The following is a 16628-nucleotide window of genomic DNA, read 5'->3' as shown; positions in this document are numbered from 1 at the left end:
GTAAAGGGAGGGGCCGCCGCTGGACCCGGTGGTGCCGGCTTCTCATGAATCGCCGGACATACACTTCCATGCAGCAGCGAAATGACGCATGCGGTGCGAGCGAGGCCGGCAGGGACGGGGGCGACGCAGTGGCCGCTAACGGCGCTGAAGGCCGCAATTGATTCAATACGCATCCAGCCGCTGCAAGGCGCGCATCGCCGTTCCGTGAGGCGACTGCAGGGCTGCCTGGGTATCATCGCGCCTGTGTGCCGTCCGTCACGGAATTCTCCGTTTTTCACCAGTCACCCGATGTCTCAGTCTGCAAAGCTCTCCGAGGTTCTCACTCTTGCCGAAGTCCAGTCGCTGGCCGACGCGAAGACCTTTGCGCGCGGCAAGGCCTATTTCCACGATGGCGCCGTCTCCCGCCTGGAGGCGCGCGACGGCGCCGTTCACGCCAGCGTACGCGGCACGCATCGTTACGAGGTCGAACTCGCCGTCGATGACGATGGCGAACTCGCACACGACTGCACATGTCCAGTGGGCGACGATGGAGTTTTCTGTAAGCACGCTGTCGCCGTCGCGCTCTCGTGGCTCGAGAATTCCGGTGAAGAGGTGTTCCATGCCGAAGAGGCGGCTCCCGAGAAGCCGCGTAGGAAAAGGAAGACCTACGAGGAAGTGATTCGCGAATACGTAGCGACGCTCGACAAGGATGCGCTTCAGGAATGGTTGCTCGAAGCCATCGAACGCGACCTGGCGTTGCGCGACAAGCTGCTGTTCGCCGCGCGTGCCGCAGGGGCATCCGATTTGCCCGGCATGAAGGCCGCGGTCAGGCAGGCGACACGCATTTCCCGTCCACTGGGCTGGCGGGAGGCTGGCGCATACGGCGATGGCCTGATGTCGCTGGCCGACATGCTGCGCCAGAAGCTTTCCGGACCTCACGCCGCACAGGTGGTCGAGCTGTCCGAGCTGGCAATTGCGGGCGCCGAAACGAGCCTCGAACAGATTGACGATTCCGGTGGCGAGGTGATGCCGGCGATTCTCGAGCTGGCGTCTGTGCACCTCGATGCCTGCAAGTTGACCGGACCGGACCCGGTGAAGCTCGCGGAGCGACTTTTCCGCTTCCAGACAGAAGGAAAGTGGGACACTTTCTACAACGTTTTGCCGGCGTATGCGGAGCCACTGGGCAAGAATGGGTTGCGCCGCTATCGCGAACTCGTCAACGAGGCTTGGGACCGTCTGCCCACGCTCGCGCCAGGCAAAGAATATCAACGGTCATACGACTCCCCGCGCATGCAGCTCGAACACGCGATGGGCGCGCTGGCCGAACTCGACGGAGACGTTGATGCGTTGATTCGCATTCGCACGAAGGACCTGTCGAGTCCGTACCGCTTCCTGGTGGTGGCGGAGCTTTGTGTGAAGCACTGTCGCCCGGACGAAGGGCTTACGTGGGCCGAGCGCGGCATCGAAGAGTCCGGCAAGAGCTTTGACCAGCGCCTGCTCGACTTCTGCATCGACGCGTATCTGAGGCGCAGTGAATTCGACAAGGCCGATGCGTTCGCGTGGCGCCGCTTCGAAATGCGCCCGACAGCGGAGGCGTTTCTCGCCCTGATGAAGGTTGCGACGGCTACCGGCAGGCATGACGAGACACGGGAGCGCGCTCTCACGCACCTCTGGGCGTTGGTTAGGGAAGAGGAGGCAGTCGCGAAATCGAAGCGCAGCGTCTGGCAGCAGTCGTCGCGGACCGAACTGGTTCGGATTTCTCTTGCCGAAAAAGAGAATGACACCGCATGGGAAGCGTTTATCGGCGGCCCGGTCGCAACACAGCTATGGCCGGAAATGGCGGCTGTCCGTGGCAAGACGCATCCGCACGACGCCATCGCCGTCTATCACAGGCTGCTGCCGGTCGCTGTCGAGGGCGGTGCGCGCAACGCTCGATATGACGAGGCGTTTGAAATCGTGCGGGCTATCGGTATGTTGCGGGCGAGGCTGGATGAACGTGCGGAGTTCGCCCGCGAACTGGAGGAGATTCGGGCGACGTATCGCGTGAAGCGCAACTTCATCAAGTTGCTGGTCAAATTGTCCTGAATTCGCTCTTAGCCGTGCCGGGTCGATAGCCGTTCAGCGCCGTCGGCTGCGATATCCGCACCGTGATACGGCCGCCGATTAATATCGAGGACCGGCAGCGCACCAGGGGCCGGTTGGTCGGCGAGCATCCGAGCGGACATAGAATCCCCTGGGGTGTGTAGTCCGCTTCTGGCCGTCGATGAGGGTGGGCTGCCGAGAAGGGCGATTCAGGTATATAGAGCGATACGCCTATCTGTCTGTAGCTGGACTCAGGTGCGGTCCTGCGCCGCCTTCCCTGGTCAGCCAGATGTAGATTGCGGATTTAGTCTCGTGCCGATAGCGGATTGCGTTCGCGATGGGCGCCAGGTTTCCGTTACCCGAGAAGGTGAGAGAAGACCCGCGTGAGGCGCGCCTCGGCTGACCAGGGCCGGCGATTGTCGACAACATTTCTCTGAACAGAATCGCGGCGCGTTTTCCAACGCCGGTTCGTCGGCGCTTTTTTGGTTCCGAAGAAGACCGGCAAGATAGCGTCATTTCGTATTTACGCGGGCGGACAGCCGAGGTCAGACTGCGGAAGTGTTCGCCAGCCGTGGGCTACCTGGTCCGGATATCTCGGTTACCAAGTCTACAGATACTATGGGACGCCGCTCGCTTCCAACAATCCCTCTGCCGCAGCCCGATTTTCGCGTGTTCGTCCCGAGGGCGATGTGGAGTACAAGCCGAGGCGATGCAGGGTACAAGTGCGCGCGATGCGCAGTACATGTGGAGCCGATGCCGAGTACAAGCTGCGCAATCCCCGACCAGCGCTGAAATTCGCCCCTGCTGCAGGCCGGTATTTTTCGATATGGCGCCGCCGTCCGTTCCGCACGCTTCCGCGGCCATCGTTTCTGCTTATACACATGCATCTTCAACGCGCATGTGTTCGTCATGAATAACCCCGCAATACCGATTCGCGCTGCCGGAGCAACCCAACTCGCCGTGGGAGCCGTTCATACCTTTCACCCGCGGCACAGCTCCAACTTCGTCTTCATTGGCGCCGCAGTATTTTGGACGGTTTCAGAAAGTGCTGGGTGGGACGAGGAGGAGCGGAATGGCTAGGCACCTCGCGCCCAGTAGACTCGAGCGCAAAGCCACAGAGCTTCGTAAGCTCGCTAGCCTCACCGCGAATGCAGCTCTCACCGTTGCAGTGGACCGACAAACTACGGTGCTCGACGCGGCCGAGCAAATCGACCGCTTTGCCGACAACCTTGAACGTCGAGCCGAGAACGCGCGCACAGAGCCGGCAATCGCCGAGCTTCCGTCCAATGCCACAGCAGAGGAAGTGCAAAACGTCAGGCGTCGGCAGGCCATTCGCAGAGGCTCGGATGTGTATCTGCCGAGCTGGTCCGCGATGGCCCGTGCCTTGCCGAATGCTTTCCTCCGCTCAGCCTTGTTTTCCACGGGCAGAAGCGTCCAGGCCGACTGCGCGAGCGTACTGTCGGGCGACTCGACCTTGCTCGTGGCCGGTAAGGAAATTGCCACGTTCCGAAACATGACGTTGACCTTCAGCGGGTACGAGCTTTGTCAGTTCGATAGACTCGTCTACGCGACCTGCCTCGACTATTACCGCGAAGCACCTCTTTGCCCCGAGGAGAGCCCGCGACACGTACGAACAACGTTCTATGAGTTCGCGCGTCGCATGGGAAATGAATACAGCGTGAAAGCGCACAGGGCCATTCGGGCGAGCATTCTGCGCCTGAGCTTCGCCCAGATGCGTCTGCGTTATAACCGCATGAACATCGAAGTACCCAAGCTACTGTCCGTGACGTTCGAGGACGGTGGACTGGGTGAGGATTTCAAAGGCAGCGAAGCGCTACTTCTGCGGGTGACGACATCGGTAGCGGAGCTCTTCGGACCAGGCGCGTGGACGGCCGTTGACAACGAAGCGGTTCGATACGACGGACTGAAGGGGTGGCTCGCGAGCTTCTATGCAGGGCACGCTGGCCCCATGTGGCTGCCCATCGAACGTCTTTACCTCCTGTCTGGTTACACGTCCCATATGCGAAATTTCAAAGCAAGTCTCGTTCGCGCTTTGGAAAAGCTTACGGACACACGGACGCCGGCGTGCAGCCGGGTCGCGCGCTACGAATTCTCGGAAGACGGCGCGAAGATTCGCGTCGTTCGCGCCGAATGGAACACTCGCGGCGTCGCTTGACTTCAGCGCCCACAAAGGCATCGCCGTGTTGGGCAAAACTGAACTCCTACCGCGTGCCCAGGGCGACCAGAGTGACTAGACGTCGAGCGTATGGCCCCCCGGTCCGAAGCGTCTGATGTTCCCCGCAGTCCCCGCATATTGCGGCCTTGACCAGCACGGTGGCGCGCGCGTTTCTTCTTGAGACGGATACCTGGGTCCATTGTCAAGCACAGTCGCTGGGCTTTTTTTGAGATGCTCGGTATTGCCACGCGGCACTGCCCGCTACTGGCCGCAAGCTGTACCACGGCAATCGCAACGCACAAAACAGACTGCCCTGTCCATTTCTCATTCCAGCTAATTCTGAATCGGCAATAAATCGTCGGCCGGCGGGACTGTAACCGAGGGCATACCGAACACAACCCATTTCGGCACCGAACTCACTTTCGTCGGTGCACAAGTTGCTTGTCCGACCTGCAAATCGGTGGGCCAGTCGACATCATCTTATCCGTTGAGCAGTGAGCGCTTTCCACCGTCGCTGCCGAACGGACAGACGTAACTTCAGGGCTAGAAATCAGTATGCGACGAGCGGGACTACAGCTCGACCCCTGTCTTCTTCAATGCGAGTAGCGCCGACGCACGAAACGGCGTCGTGTTGTTGGTTCTCGACTGGCTATGCTTGAACGCTTCGATGAGGTCCGGGTGTAGCGATTTGAGTTCGACTACGCGGCCCTCTACGTATCGAATCCGAGACAAAATGTCTCGAAGCCATTTGTCGAAGTCGGTGGTGGGCGCTAGCACCACGGCCAATCCGCGGTAGCTATCAGCCTCCTTGTCGATTTTTGTTTTACCAGCCCGGCGTTGCTTTTGCCGGCGCTCGATTTCAAGGACGTAGATTGTCTTCTTCTCAAGTGTTTTGGGAACCGCAGCTTGTATTCGCAGGACGAGGACGCCGCGTGGCGGTTCTGTCTTGATGTCCCGCGTTACCCAGCTGCGAACGTCAGGCTCGACCTGCTCGTTCTCAGCGAACGGCTGCAAGGCGATGAGTTCCGGAGGTTCGTCGTTGACGAAGCCGCGCTCGGCGTGGAGCCATTGAATTGCATGTATGTTTTGTGGGTGATTGGCCTGCAGCGTCAGCAGTGCTCGCCACATCTCCAAAAGCGTGCCGTGGGCCATCACCATGCGAAGTGCCTCGGGAACATCGGGCGCATCAGACGACGTGAGTTGAACCCCGGGCTTGTTGGAGCTATCAGGCGCAAGCACGATACTCGACTGTCGTTCAAAGATGGTTGTGATGTCGCGCCTTGGGCCGATAGGGAACCGCTCCTCCTTTGGTTCGCGCCTTTCGGGCGGGTTGCCGAAGCTGTGTGTGCCGGTGGTGACGTGGACCTTCAGCTTCGACTCCGGAGACAGGGTAAAACTTTGGCGTCCCTCGCGAGCTTGCTCTCCGCTTCGGGGGTCCTCGGAACGGTGAACCTCGTCCTTCTTCGTCTTAACCGCCACGATTCCGGGCCCAGTTGGCTCGCCGAGCAGCTCCATACGCAGCGCGAGAAATGTTCGCTTTTCGCGGACCCAGAGTCCGCGCGCTGAAACGGGGACCTTGCCGGAAAACCACGGCTTCACGCGAGGGAATATTAATTCCCGATTCTTGCTTTCGCTCTCGCACTGGTCGGCAATTGACTTTGCTGCCTGCTGTCCATCGGCGGTGTGCAGGATGTGGCCAAGGAACGCTCTGTCGCCGTCCCGCATCCGTTCAGTTGGGCGGATGACCCATTTTCCTTCCGTACTCGTTTCGCGGGTCGAGTTGACAAAGAAGAGCTTCACTGCCTCGTCCCAAGGCATGCTTGTCAGCGCGCGCGGTATAAGTTCCGAAACGCCATAGCAGCGAAGCAAAAACTCCATGCACGGGACGAGGAGCCTGCGGTTGTTGGAAAGCCTGAACTCGAGCAACCAACTGCGCTCTTTCCGCTCGTCTTTGGTAGAGACGCGGTATCGACCATTCAATGGCGCTGGGCGTCCCTCTTGCGTTTCGGTGTTTGCAGAGATGATTCGCCACTGACTCGGAGAAAGGTCCACCTCCGTCAGTCCGAGGTCATCGTACCCGACCTCGCCTACATGTCGGCTGTTCTGCCAGACAGAGCCAATGCGTAGCGCTCGAAGGTGGCTGAAGGACACCTGCTCATGGAACGGGTTCGCATTTTCATCATCCAGCCTCTGGAAGGAAACAGCGACCTTTCGGGTGACTCCGTTGACCAGTTGCGGCGACATCCCGCCGTAACCCAAGACGGCGATGGGGTAATCAGTATCTGGGATTCCTTCTCGTAGCTCGGAATGCCCCACCTTCCTCGACCATTCATAACGCATGAACTCCACCCTCACATGACCATATGGAAGTTTCTATTGAGAATGAGAAACGTTTGCGCATATGCGCCAAGGTGAATATGCACATTGAATATTCACCCGGTTTAGGTCTTCGCCCGACTCGTCAAGGCCGGCTCAGTGCTCATTTGCCCAACTCAGTAACTGTAACATTGTGCATTTCTTGAAATTACTATATGTTGTTGTTCGGCGACGGAAATTTGCGGAAATGGCACAAGATATTGATTCTATGGGGCGCCGGACGAATGTGGCTGCCGGGGCGGAAGGGATTTACGATATTGGTCGAGGCCTGCCCGACGCAGAACTGGCCGAGACGTTGCGGGAAGCCGTCTCGCAGTCTGACGCAATGGTATTGATAGCGGACAAGCTACGTGTGGCCCTCGTGATGAAGATGGGGCCGCAGGCTCAATGGGGGTTTGGCGCAAGTGGTGACTTCGGAGATGAGTCCCGGCGGGTAGTTGAGGCCAACCGGAGGCAGTTCAAGTGGCTTGAGGTGGATTCGTTGGCGCAAGGTCTCGCCTCTGCCGGGAGCGCGACGGCCTATCGCAAGGCTGATGTCGTCCGATGGGCTGCTCGGCGCGATGAGCTTACCGGCTTCGCCAAGCCTAAGAGGGGTGAAGGCGGCAGAACCGGGGAGATTCCCGCCGAGGTGCGCAAGCTGGTCGGCGCGCGGGCAGGGTGGCACTGTCAGTTTGAGGGGTGCGGCGAAAACCTATGGATGCATGCGTCCACGAACACTGTGGGCAACTACAGCTACTTCGCCCACATCATCGCGTCGTCAAAGGATGGTCCGCGCGGCCACGAAACGCTCTCGGAGCAACTGGCCGAGAGCGCGGATAACGTGATGCTGTTGTGTGACAAGTGCCATCGGCTCATTGACCGCGTCTCGCCGGGCGAGTATTCCGCGGAGAGGCTCAACGCGATGCGTACAGCGAATATCGCGCAGGTCGCGAGGTTGTTCAGCAGCCTGCGCTACCCGTCGTCGGACATGATTGTTATCGGCGGCAATATCGCCGGTCAGACGGTTCAGTTTGACCAACGGCGCGCCGAGGAAGCCATGCGCGCGATGCAGCTGCGGCCGCTTAATCCGAAGCCTCTCTGCTTTGCATACAACGGCAACGAGCAGGGGGACGGCACGACAGTCCATTACTGGGAATCGCTCTTTGACCAGCTCGCACGGATACAGATACCGCTTCTCCAGGCGCGCCTCGATGGTTCGACCGACGGCGGTACTCGCGCAGATGTGATTTCGGTTTTCCCCCTCCACCTCATGTCCGTGTTGGGGCTCGCTGGGCGTCTCATAGGGGAGGCCCGGACGGTCGAACTCTTTCAATTCGAGCGGAATGCAGTGGGCGGTGAGCCGGGCGGTCAGTGGGTTTGGCCCAAGGACGCTGAGCGGCCCGCCCCGGATAAATATTCGCTGACGGTCCACCGGGGAGCGGCGCCGGATGAGAAGGAAGCAGTGTTTCTCATCAGCTTGACAGACCAGGTGCCGCCTGAGGAGCTGCCTACCGATTTCTATCAGGACGGCCAGTGGAGGCTTCCCGCCATTGAGGTCGTGGTGCCGGAGCCTTCTCGCAGCGTCATCGGACATCGGGAGGACCTTGTGCTGGTCGGCAAGGCATTCGACCGTGCGCTGCAGCGATTGCAGGAGCAGTGGCGGATTGAACGTATCCACTGCATTCCGATTGCGCCCGCCGCGGCTTGCGTCAGGTTCGGGCAGAAGTTGCAGAGTCGCCATCAAAGCCGCGTTGTGTTCTACGAAAGGGCGAGGACAACCGACGGAAGCCGTGGCCAGTTTCTGCCGACTATCGAGATAGCATCGTCCTACGTCAAAAACGTCAGGACCGGCCGTGAAGTGTCGCTAATGTAACGCTGAGTGAGACCAAAGCATGAACACCAAACGTACGCTTGCAAAAGCCTTCATGGAGAAGGTCGCTGTCGACCAGGAAGCCCAGCAGTGGGAGGAGTTGATGGTGCAACTCTTGGCAAAGCTGGAGCTAAGCGAGGAGGAAAGGGAGCGTGCCGTCCGGCATTATGAGACCCTCGCAAAGCAGGTCGCGCGCAAACTCGGCGTCGGCGAAACCGATGTGCATATCGTAGTTCAGGGTTCGATGCGGACGCAAACCACCGTCGCACCTCGGGGCAGGGAGAAGTTCGACCTCGACATCGTCGTGAAGTTGGACGGCGACCGCTTTGTCGGCATCGACCCGGACGAGTTCTTCGAAGACTTCGGTGATTCGCTGCGCGGGCTCAACGACGCGGCGGGCGACCCAAAGCCAAAACCGCGTTGCTGGCGTCTGCAGTACCCGCATGAGCCGTTTTATTTCGACGTCACGCCGGCACTGCCCGATAGCTACGACATCACCGGTACGGAGTTGCGCGTTCGCGACCCCGACACTGGCTGGAGCCCATCCAACCCAGAAGAGTTCGCGGACTGGTTCTGTGAGGCGGCTGAGCAAAGATTTCATTTCCAGACGATGCTCAAGGCCGCGATGGACGCGCGACATCAAATCGACGATGTCCCGTCGGACGCAGTGGCAATCGACGACATCCTGCGTCGAACCGTGCAGCTCATCAAGTTGCACCGTGACTTGATGTATCACGGCGTCTCAGATGAAGTGAAGGAAGGCAAGCCCATCTCCGTTGTTCTCGTGACCCTCGCCACCTGGGCATACAAAGAGGTCTACCGGAACCGCCACATGTACTCGAACGCCATCGAAGTTCTGCTTGATGTGGTTGAACGGATGCCAGACTACGTGGAGTACGACGGCGAGCGCTACAGCGTGTGTAACCCGAGCCATATGGAAGAGAACTTCGCGGAGCGCTGGAATGAGGATGGCGGCAAACGAGTCCGCGCTTTCTACACCTGGCACAAGCAGCTTCGGACCGACCTCGCTGCGCTGTTCGCGGACTCGTACTCGCGCAGCAACGAGGAGCGCATTCGAAAAATATTCGGGCAGCACGGCGTAGATGCATGGAAAGCCAGTATCGCGCCGGCAACGAGCGGTCTGCTCAACTCGCTGATGAAGTCGGTTCCGGGTGGTGAGCGTAGGGACCCCGCAATACCGGTGCCTCCTGGCAGCAGGAAAGACACCCTCGCATGAGCGCGGAAGAGCAATCGGCTCCGTTCGCTGGGCAGGTGGCCGCGGTAGTGCAGTGGTTGGACGGCGCCGGAGCAGCGTTCCTTAAGCGAGTGGGCGAACGCTCTGGGGCGACGCACATCTGGGAATTCGACCTGCAGCACCCCGCTTTGCGAGGGCGAACGCGCATCAAGCTCGTTTTGCCGCGCGGATTTCCCGCCCGTGCGCCGCGCATCATGGTCGACAAAGCACTTTGCCTTACGCTGCCGCACGTCGAAGAGACGGGGCTGGTTTGTCTCGGGAAACTCAACGAGCCGAGTGCGTATACGGAGCCGGAGCAAGCCGTATATGCCCTGCTTAAGGCCTTCGACGAATTCCTCGAAAAGTGCAACGATATCGCGTGGGTGATGTCGGAGTTCGAGCGCGAAGCTCTGGCCTACTGGACCCGCTTTTGCGATTCGAGCGCAAAGCGAAATATGCGCCGGCGAGTCCGCCAGCTACTTAATGCGCTCGGGCGCGTAGAGTCAATTGTCGAAGGACGTGTAGCGGTTTACGAGGCTGGCCGCGTTGGTGTGGCCACGGGACCCGGTAAGGACCCGAATTTCCTCGCGCGCAGGCACGGACTTTCTCGAGGCACTCTGGAACTGGCGCGTGCCGTTTTCATGCCGCTTCCCGCGTCGGTATGCTGGACGCCGGACAACTGGCCGCGGACGTTTGGCGAGCTGGCGCAGTTGACATATGAGGCGACCAACGGCGAGTTCAACTTGAGCGCATGGTGTTCGTCGGACCCGAATGAGCCTCCTGCAGGCTTCGTCCTCCTGACTGCCTCGAACGCGGTATACGCGTATCAGTTGACGCCGCCACTGGTGAAAGGGCTTGGATTGCCGGGAGTCGCTCCGCTGGAGGTCACGCGGATGGACCCTGACTGGGCAATCGTGCGCGACCAGCGTCTTGAGCGAATCCAGAGCCGGAGAACGAAGCGGGTTCTTGTCCTCGGCAGTGGCTCGCTTGGCGCGCCGCTGGCCATCGGACTCGTGAAGGCTGGGATACAGCTCCTGACGCTTGTGGACATGGATGACGTGATGCCGGAAAACGTCTCGCGACATCCGCTCGGAATGCGCGCGTTGTTTCAGTCTAAGGCCGTCGAACTGGCGGCGCAGCTCAATGCCGATATTCCCGGGGCGGACGTCAAAGGCCATCGCGCGATGGCGGCCGACTGGATTCTGGCGCGGTGCCGACCGGGCGATTTCGACCTCGTGATTGATTGCACAGGAGAGGAGAGCATTCGCATGTTTCTCCGTGAGGTACGCAACAGCGCCTTCCCGGGCATACCAATTGTTCACGCATGGATGGAGCCGTTCTGCGCCGCGTCGCATGTTGTGCTTATCGACAAGACCGCCGCGTGGCCTGCCGATGACCCTGTCCTCCAGATTCAAGCTGCAAAATGGCTGGATGACACAAAAATTGTTTTGCCGGCGTGCAACTCCGGTTTTCACGAGTACGGTGTCGCGGATGTGGCTCAAGCAGCAGCAGCAGCTTGTGAGTGCGTTCTTGGCGTTCTCGACGTCGATTCTCCGTCGACTTCGCTCGTATGGTCCATCGTCCGCTCGTCCGCATTTTTCGACTCGCTCGGTGTCAATGTCGTGCCGGGCCCCTTGGTTCCGAAATCTGAGGATGCTTTCCATTCAGTTCGGCTGACGCGCATTCTTGACGACGTGCTTGCCGGGCAAACGGGGGCCGCGTGATGCGGTTTGCGCTTCCAGACGCAGCCTGGGAGTTGGTGTTAGACGATGAGGTCCTCGAGATGCTCCGTTCGCGTGTCCAGACTGGCCGATGCAATGCTGAAAGCGTCGGGCAGCTGTACGCGCCTTCCCTCTCCACAGGCGAAGTGACGATGCGAGTCGCGACTCTTCTGCGACCGAAATATGCACATCGGACGCGTGTCGTCATAGACAAATCGCTAGCCGAGGAGGAGCGCGCAATCATGTTCGAGCGGGGAATGCACTGCGCAGGTGTGTGGCACACGCATCCCGAGTCGCATCCCAGCCCTTCATATGATGACCACAAGCTCGCTGAAGACTATGCGCAGGCTGCCGCTGCAGCAGGGCTTGCCGGTGTCGTCTTCATTATTGTCGGCACTGCTACCTTTCCCGCCGGGCTTTATGTCGGTGTTCACGATGGCAACATGATGCACAGAGCCTCGATTCTCGAATCGTAATTCAACTGGAAGGGATGATGGCAACCGTCGCTATAGCCGCACAACAAGCCCGCGAATTTCGCAACGTTTTCGTTGAATGGAGCCGGGAGCAGGGGGTACATATTGTCTCGGAGCCACCCGAGAGCGGGGGCGTGGGTGGCACGGTCAACTTCTCGTGCGTACCCGTGGAATTTCTAGCGTTACTAGACGCGGCGGGCATTCAATACACGATGATTTCCGCATAGCGAGGAGACTGATGGACACCACTGATTGGTTGCCGTGCATTGTGACGATGTTCGACCTAGTAGGTACACGAAGGGACGCGGCGTCGGGCAGGGGCTCGTCCGCGATGCTGCTATTGCAGGAGCGAGCAGTGGCGAAGACAAATTACGGCATGCCGCACCATAGCCACTGCTATGTCTGGAACGACTCGGTCCTGATGCTGTCCTATGAGGCAAGGCCTGCCCGCGCACGGCGACGTGTCCTCGCGGAGCTCGATGAGTGCAAGCAATGGTTGGAGAGAGAATGCTCGGGCAAACTGTACGCCATCTGCGTTATGGGTTTAGCGTTTCCTCAGGATGCGACACTCAGCCCAGTGTTCGATGGCCAGGTCGCAGGTCAAGCTCGTGCTGTGGTCCTTAAGACATCAAGCTGGGCGATGGCGAATTGCTTCGAAATCGAAAAAACACTCAAGCACCACCGTGCGGACTGGTATGTCGATAGTCGTGTAACCGAAGGTGCCGGCCTTCGCGCTCCATTCTGCAGCCAGGAAGTGTCTCTGCTACCAAGAAACGAGTTGAGACGCGTAGACATGTTCCGTGGAAGCTTGTTTGGGTAGGGTTTGCCCAGCCTAGCGCATATCGGTAGCGCCCGGGGTAGTCAAACTTGACATCGTTTGCTAGACGTAGGCGTCGGCAGAAGAGAAGTCGCTGTTGTAGGTACTGTGTCGTATTACCAGAATTGGGATAACAAGGAGCGCCACCATGAAGCAACCGGGACTCGACGGCCGCCATCGTGACAAGGATGGCACGATTGACCTGAAACATGGGAATACCAAGAACAAGAATCTGGCGAAGCCTATCCCTGGTTTTGGCCCGGACACGACTTTGAAGACAATGCGCGACAAGACCGGGAAAACGAGCGAGAGAGACATTCGAGCTGTGATGGCACGACGGAAGGGCCGTGATTGACTGTGCAGTTGCAAGGCAAGTTTGCCGCGTTGCCGAGAACGCTCTCAGGAGGCCCCTATGTTCTCGGATTTGACAGTGGCCAAACGGGTGCCGGCGAACGGGTCGTAACTCCAATCGATGCTTGGCCGGCGCAGGGATTCGTGTGCTGGCGTTCCATTTACCGCGAAGTGCTCAAGCGACTGTCCAGCACTGGTCGCCTGGACGACCCACTGCGGCGCCGCACCTTCACCGTCCCAACTGTTACCGAAGGCGTCGCGATACCTCACGGCGCGCTGGCGGCGCTGGTCCTCGGCAATCGAGGCGGCAACATCTTCGGGTTCGATACTGAATTCAGCCATTCTGCGTCGCAGGTAGGCGACAATGCTTTCGCGCTTTCTCTCATCCATTCGGTTCGTCTTTGCTTAGCACACGGTAGTTGGGCTACCCCAGTGCGAGTGGTGTGCTGCCACGATAGCACAAAGCGCATTCCGCCTACGCGAATAGGGATTACCGTCATCCCGACCAGCGTGATATGCGTACTGTCCTCGCTGTTAGTCGAGGAGCGGTTGGACCGGCAGAGACTGCTTACCGGATTATCAACATGACTAATATCACAATGGCAGGCGCTGCCGCGACGAGCGACACGGTCCCACCGAGCCACATCGCGACCCGGTCTATATTTCTCTGTGATGAAGCGAAGCGGAAAAGCCATTCAGCAAGATGGTTGGCCCGTTTCATGTCGTGCCTCTTTCGGTGTCGTCAACGGCGGCGGGCCTTCGCTTTACGGGGCTGCTCGTCAAAGTCCCAGCGGGTCGTTGTCCTCGGTCTGTGAATCCAACCAGGCGCGCCGTGCGGCTTCCATCTCGGTGCGGTACGCTTCTACAGAAGCGACATCGATATCGGGTTGACCATCTGGATTCCTCGGCAAGACCTCGAGCAGCTTCCCTGATGCGAGCAGACTGTGAATATGAAGGCGATTGATGAAGAGATATTTCGCTGCTTCTTCAACGGTCATGGCGAACACCTCATCTATCTGACAAGGAACTGGGTGATGCGCCGGCGTTGCGGCAACGTTACCTGCGTTCTGCCAGGAATTCGGTTGCGGGCGCGGTGGCAGTTCCTCTTGCCCTGTCAATGCGGCGGCAACCGCCTTGCGACCAAATACCAGATAGTGGATGAGCGCCGCGGATATGCGCGGAGGGTTGCAGTGCCAACGCCTCCGAGCATGTCTTGTTTCAACTCGACTCGATAGTTCGCAAGTGTGTCGTTTTCTATGTGGCCAATCGTTGCGGTTGCCAGCGCGTGACAACCGCTCGAACCCGGTCTGACGTGTCGACTACGAGTCCGTCTCGCGCGTCTGGCCTAGGAGCGGCGGTCATCATGTACATCGACCAGCCACTCACGAATACGCTGCTGGGCGCCGGCATCGCTGATGCCCCGAGCCGAATCGAGGAGAAGGAAATGCTCCAGCAGGTCCCCGGGTTCCCTGCCGAATTGGTAGGCTCCGTACGCGGCATCATCTATCGCAAGCCTGTTGACGACGGTCCAAAAGCGACAGAAAACGACGACGTCAAAGAGACGGTTTGCCATGGTTGGAAGCCCGGGAATGCCGCGCTTCCAACCATGCCAGAGCGTGGCAAACCCACGCCGCGTCAAGGGTTCGCTGCGCCGGGCTACGCCCGCCCTTGACTCGTCAATTTTCGTGCCTTGTTACAAAGACGCCGTCGTTTAGTGTCGCTTTTCGGCCGGCGTTCACAACAGCACGCGGTCGTGCGCCGGCGTGGATTGCGAATGCGAGGAGTCGGGACCGCTTTTTAGTTGATGGCAATGAGTCGATGGCGTCGGTTGCGACTGGAAGCAAAGCGAAAAGACCCGGAAATTATCTCCGCGGCCCGCAGCCGGCGAAATATCGTGACCCTGACAGTGGCGCCACGTGGTCGGGGCGCAGACCGGCGCCCGCGTGGATGGCGAACGCAAAGGACCGCACGAAGTTCTTGATTGAAACTGGGGCCTAAGAGTTGAGAACAAAAATTCCTCGTCGAACATGCTACTTCGCAAGACGCCTCAGAAGGGCACTGTGCTGCAATTGGTCGGTACGAGACTAAATTGCTGCGAAGACCACCGTGCCTTAATGACCGACCTAGGTGAATCGCAAGGCTTCGGTGCAATGGCAGCGGCGGAACCAGTTTGCCACTGCATCACGACACGCTGTTCGCCAGCCTGGGGCGAAGCGCATTGACGAGCAGATTTGCTGTCTTGAGAAGCCAGGCCAGTTGCCCGGACTCCCTGTCGAGGCCTTCGCGAGGCTTATGGTTGACGACCATCATACCCACGACCTCGGAATCGTCGCCTATAGAATCTCCCACGAAGGTGAAGGACCCGCAGCGGCGCTTTCACGACCGGACGTGGTCGTCTTGCAAGAGCAAGCACCGCCCTCGAAGCCGATGCGTACGTCAAACGGCCACAGATAGGGACAGCCGCTCCAGGATAACGGCGCTCCAAGGCTTCCAGCTAAAAGGACGGCTCGGATGCAGGACAAACAGAAGTTTGACTTCCCCCGCAGGGGTCGTAAGCGACCCGGCGCGCGGATAACATCTATTGATGTTCTGCGGAACCTTGTCGATTCGGCACGGGAGCTGCCGCTCGGCTGCAACCTCTTTCAGTGCATCGACGGACCCGACGCCGTAGACCAGTATCTGCTTGACGGCCAGCGGGCCAAGCAAATCGAGCACTTCTTGCCACCCGGCGCGAAACTGGCGCTGCGACGGACGGTGCTTCAGCGACGGCAGGGGGGCGAGAACGAGGTTGTGATACACCACCGACGACCAGAACGCGAGCTTGTGTTCATTCGTCGGTTTGGCGGTAGACAGCACAGCCCGCTCGATGTTGCGCACATACCGAGAGTTTCGCTTGAACTTCAGGGCATGGTTGAAGTGTGTGACGCGCAGCGCATCGGGCTTCGCATATCGGGCCCGGAAGACTTCTTGTTCCCGCGGCGTTTTCGCCCATTCGTAGATGCTTTCCCCGAGGACAAGGGTGCGAACCGGCGAGCTTGCATACTGGCAGCCGACCCACGGCCACCACCGCAGCGCTGGGCGCGTCTGGAAGTGCGAGTCAAAGGAGAGGTCGATATTGGTCATGGATTGTGTAGGTCAGCGTTATTCAAGCGGCGATACGCCAGGGGATTGTCGAGATTCCAGGATGGCGGAACTCGACCTATCACCCCACGACAGAGCCACAAGCGCCAGCTACATCGCATCCCACACGTTGACGTCGTTTCCCAAGGCGCGGAGTGGAGTTGACCCGCTTTCGTAGACACCTATCCTTTGGAACAGGAGGTGCCTGCCATGGGAAAGCACCACAACCCCTACGCGCCGGAATTTCGGGCGCAGATGGTCGAGTTAGTCAAAGCCGGGCGCTCGCCCGAAGAGCTTGCACGGGAGTTCGAGCCGACCGCGCAAACGATCTACAACTGGGTGGCGCAAGCCGATCGCGACACCGGCAAGCGGCACGACGGCTTGACGACGGCGGAGCGCGAAGAACTGACGCGCTTGCGCCGCAAGGTTCGCCAACTCGAGCTTGAACGA

Annotated in this window: 15 protein-coding genes; 10 read left to right on the top strand and 5 right to left on the bottom strand. The window is 59.4% G+C overall.

Going from position 1 to position 16628, the window contains the following annotated elements:
• Positions 1 to 288 precede the first annotated feature (288 nt).
• A complete protein-coding gene (locus MMB74_RS23415; RefSeq protein ID WP_277431048.1) occupies positions 289 to 2064 on the top strand; it encodes a DUF6880 family protein in 1776 nt (591 codons plus the stop codon).
• Positions 2065 to 3247: 1183 nt separating this feature from the next.
• Positions 3248 to 4237 carry a plasmid replication initiator TrfA gene (gene trfA / locus MMB74_RS23410; protein WP_277431047.1) on the top strand — a complete coding sequence of 330 codons (990 nt, stop codon included), beginning with the start codon at positions 3248 to 3250 and terminating at the stop codon, positions 4235 to 4237.
• A 570-nt stretch (positions 4238 to 4807) separates the two neighbouring features.
• On the opposite strand, the gene MMB74_RS23405 is transcribed toward trfA, so the two are convergent.
• Positions 4808 to 6577 (bottom strand): hypothetical protein, encoded by a 1770-nt coding sequence (locus tag MMB74_RS23405; protein ID WP_277431046.1) that lies wholly within the window; start codon positions 6575 to 6577, stop codon positions 4808 to 4810.
• 223 nt (positions 6578 to 6800) lie between these two features.
• On the opposite strand from MMB74_RS23405, the gene MMB74_RS23400 reads away from it, so the two are divergent.
• The 5 genes from MMB74_RS23400 (at position 6801) to MMB74_RS23380 (ending at position 13062) form a co-directional block, all read left to right on the top strand.
• Entirely contained in the window at positions 6801 to 8465 is a 1665-nt protein-coding gene (locus MMB74_RS23400; protein ID WP_277431045.1) for an SAVED domain-containing protein, read from the top strand.
• A 19-nt stretch (positions 8466 to 8484) separates the two neighbouring features.
• Positions 8485 to 9699, top strand: coding sequence for a nucleotidyltransferase (locus MMB74_RS23395; protein ID WP_277431044.1), 1215 nt, complete (start codon positions 8485 to 8487; stop codon positions 9697 to 9699).
• On the top strand, positions 9696 to 11420 hold the full coding sequence (locus tag MMB74_RS23390) for a ThiF family adenylyltransferase (protein WP_277431043.1): 1725 nt from the start codon (positions 9696 to 9698) through the stop codon (positions 11418 to 11420). Before MMB74_RS23395 ends, MMB74_RS23390 begins: the two co-directional genes overlap by 4 nt.
• Entirely contained in the window at positions 11420 to 11893 is a 474-nt protein-coding gene (locus MMB74_RS23385) for a Mov34/MPN/PAD-1 family protein (protein ID WP_346780702.1), read from the top strand. The genes MMB74_RS23390 and MMB74_RS23385 overlap by 1 nt, the downstream gene beginning before the upstream one ends.
• Positions 11894 to 12855: 962 nt before the next feature.
• The gene (locus MMB74_RS23380) at positions 12856 to 13062 is read left to right on the top strand and encodes a hypothetical protein (protein WP_277431042.1); all 207 of its coding nucleotides are present in this window, start codon (positions 12856 to 12858) and stop codon (positions 13060 to 13062) included.
• A gap of 44 nt (positions 13063 to 13106) precedes the next feature.
• Here the strand turns inward: MMB74_RS23380 and MMB74_RS23375 are convergent, their stop codons facing one another.
• Together MMB74_RS23375 and MMB74_RS23370 are read right to left on the bottom strand one after the other, a co-directional pair.
• The gene (locus tag MMB74_RS23375; RefSeq protein ID WP_277431041.1) at positions 13107 to 13448 is read right to left on the bottom strand and encodes an H-NS family nucleoid-associated regulatory protein; all 342 of its coding nucleotides are present in this window, start codon (positions 13446 to 13448) and stop codon (positions 13107 to 13109) included.
• Positions 13449 to 13837: 389 nt separating this feature from the next.
• Positions 13838 to 14056, bottom strand: coding sequence for a hypothetical protein (locus tag MMB74_RS23370; protein WP_277431040.1), 219 nt, complete (start codon positions 14054 to 14056; stop codon positions 13838 to 13840).
• A 365-nt stretch (positions 14057 to 14421) separates the two neighbouring features.
• Here MMB74_RS23370 and MMB74_RS23365 point away from each other — a divergent pair, with 365 nt between their 5' ends.
• Together MMB74_RS23365 and MMB74_RS23360 are read left to right on the top strand one after the other, a co-directional pair.
• Positions 14422 to 14730, top strand: coding sequence for a hypothetical protein (locus tag MMB74_RS23365; RefSeq protein WP_277431039.1), 309 nt, complete (start codon positions 14422 to 14424; stop codon positions 14728 to 14730).
• A 146-nt stretch (positions 14731 to 14876) separates the two neighbouring features.
• Positions 14877 to 15056, top strand: coding sequence for an H-NS histone family protein (locus tag MMB74_RS23360; RefSeq protein WP_346780701.1), 180 nt, complete (start codon positions 14877 to 14879; stop codon positions 15054 to 15056).
• 183 nt (positions 15057 to 15239) lie between these two features.
• Here MMB74_RS23360 and MMB74_RS23355 read toward each other — a convergent pair whose 3' ends face one another.
• Positions 15240 to 15368, bottom strand: a complete 129-nt coding sequence (locus MMB74_RS23355) for a hypothetical protein (RefSeq protein WP_277431038.1) — start codon at positions 15366 to 15368, stop codon at positions 15240 to 15242.
• A gap of 126 nt (positions 15369 to 15494) precedes the next feature.
• Complete coding sequence (locus MMB74_RS23350; RefSeq protein ID WP_277431037.1) at positions 15495 to 16181, bottom strand: hypothetical protein; 687 nt, start codon at positions 16179 to 16181, stop codon at positions 15495 to 15497.
• 207 nt (positions 16182 to 16388) lie between these two features.
• Here MMB74_RS23350 and MMB74_RS23345 point away from each other — a divergent pair.
• A partial coding sequence (locus tag MMB74_RS23345) for a transposase (RefSeq protein WP_277431036.1) occupies positions 16389 to 16628 on the top strand: 240 nt, incomplete at its 3' end.

The sequence above is a fragment of the Trinickia sp. Y13 genome (assembly GCF_029522115.1).
GTDB lineage: Bacteria > Pseudomonadota > Gammaproteobacteria > Burkholderiales > Burkholderiaceae > Trinickia.
This window is presented reverse-complemented; position numbering and strand designations above follow the sequence as displayed.

Coding starts and splice junctions, on each gene's coding strand:
- MMB74_RS23415 (WP_277431048.1), top strand. CDS start 289: ATGTCTCAGTCTGCAAAGCTCTCCGAGGTTCTCACTCTTGCCGAAGTC.
- MMB74_RS23405 (WP_277431046.1), bottom strand. CDS start 6,577: ATGCGTTATGAATGGTCGAGGAAGGTGGGGCATTCCGAGCTACGAGAA.
- MMB74_RS23400 (WP_277431045.1), top strand. CDS start 6,801: ATGGCACAAGATATTGATTCTATGGGGCGCCGGACGAATGTGGCTGCC.
- MMB74_RS23395 (WP_277431044.1), top strand. CDS start 8,485: ATGAACACCAAACGTACGCTTGCAAAAGCCTTCATGGAGAAGGTCGCT.
- MMB74_RS23390 (WP_277431043.1), top strand. CDS start 9,696: ATGAGCGCGGAAGAGCAATCGGCTCCGTTCGCTGGGCAGGTGGCCGCG.
- MMB74_RS23385 (WP_346780702.1), top strand. CDS start 11,420: ATGCGGTTTGCGCTTCCAGACGCAGCCTGGGAGTTGGTGTTAGACGAT.
- MMB74_RS23380 (WP_277431042.1), top strand. CDS start 12,856: ATGAAGCAACCGGGACTCGACGGCCGCCATCGTGACAAGGATGGCACG.
- MMB74_RS23375 (WP_277431041.1), bottom strand. CDS start 13,448: ATGGATGAGAGAAAGCGCGAAAGCATTGTCGCCTACCTGCGACGCAGA.
- MMB74_RS23370 (WP_277431040.1), bottom strand. CDS start 14,056: ATGACCGTTGAAGAAGCAGCGAAATATCTCTTCATCAATCGCCTTCAT.
- MMB74_RS23365 (WP_277431039.1), top strand. CDS start 14,422: ATGTACATCGACCAGCCACTCACGAATACGCTGCTGGGCGCCGGCATC.
- MMB74_RS23360 (WP_346780701.1), top strand. CDS start 14,877: ATGGCGTCGGTTGCGACTGGAAGCAAAGCGAAAAGACCCGGAAATTAT.
- MMB74_RS23355 (WP_277431038.1), bottom strand. CDS start 15,368: ATGATGGTCGTCAACCATAAGCCTCGCGAAGGCCTCGACAGGGAGTCC.
- MMB74_RS23350 (WP_277431037.1), bottom strand. CDS start 16,181: ATGACCAATATCGACCTCTCCTTTGACTCGCACTTCCAGACGCGCCCA.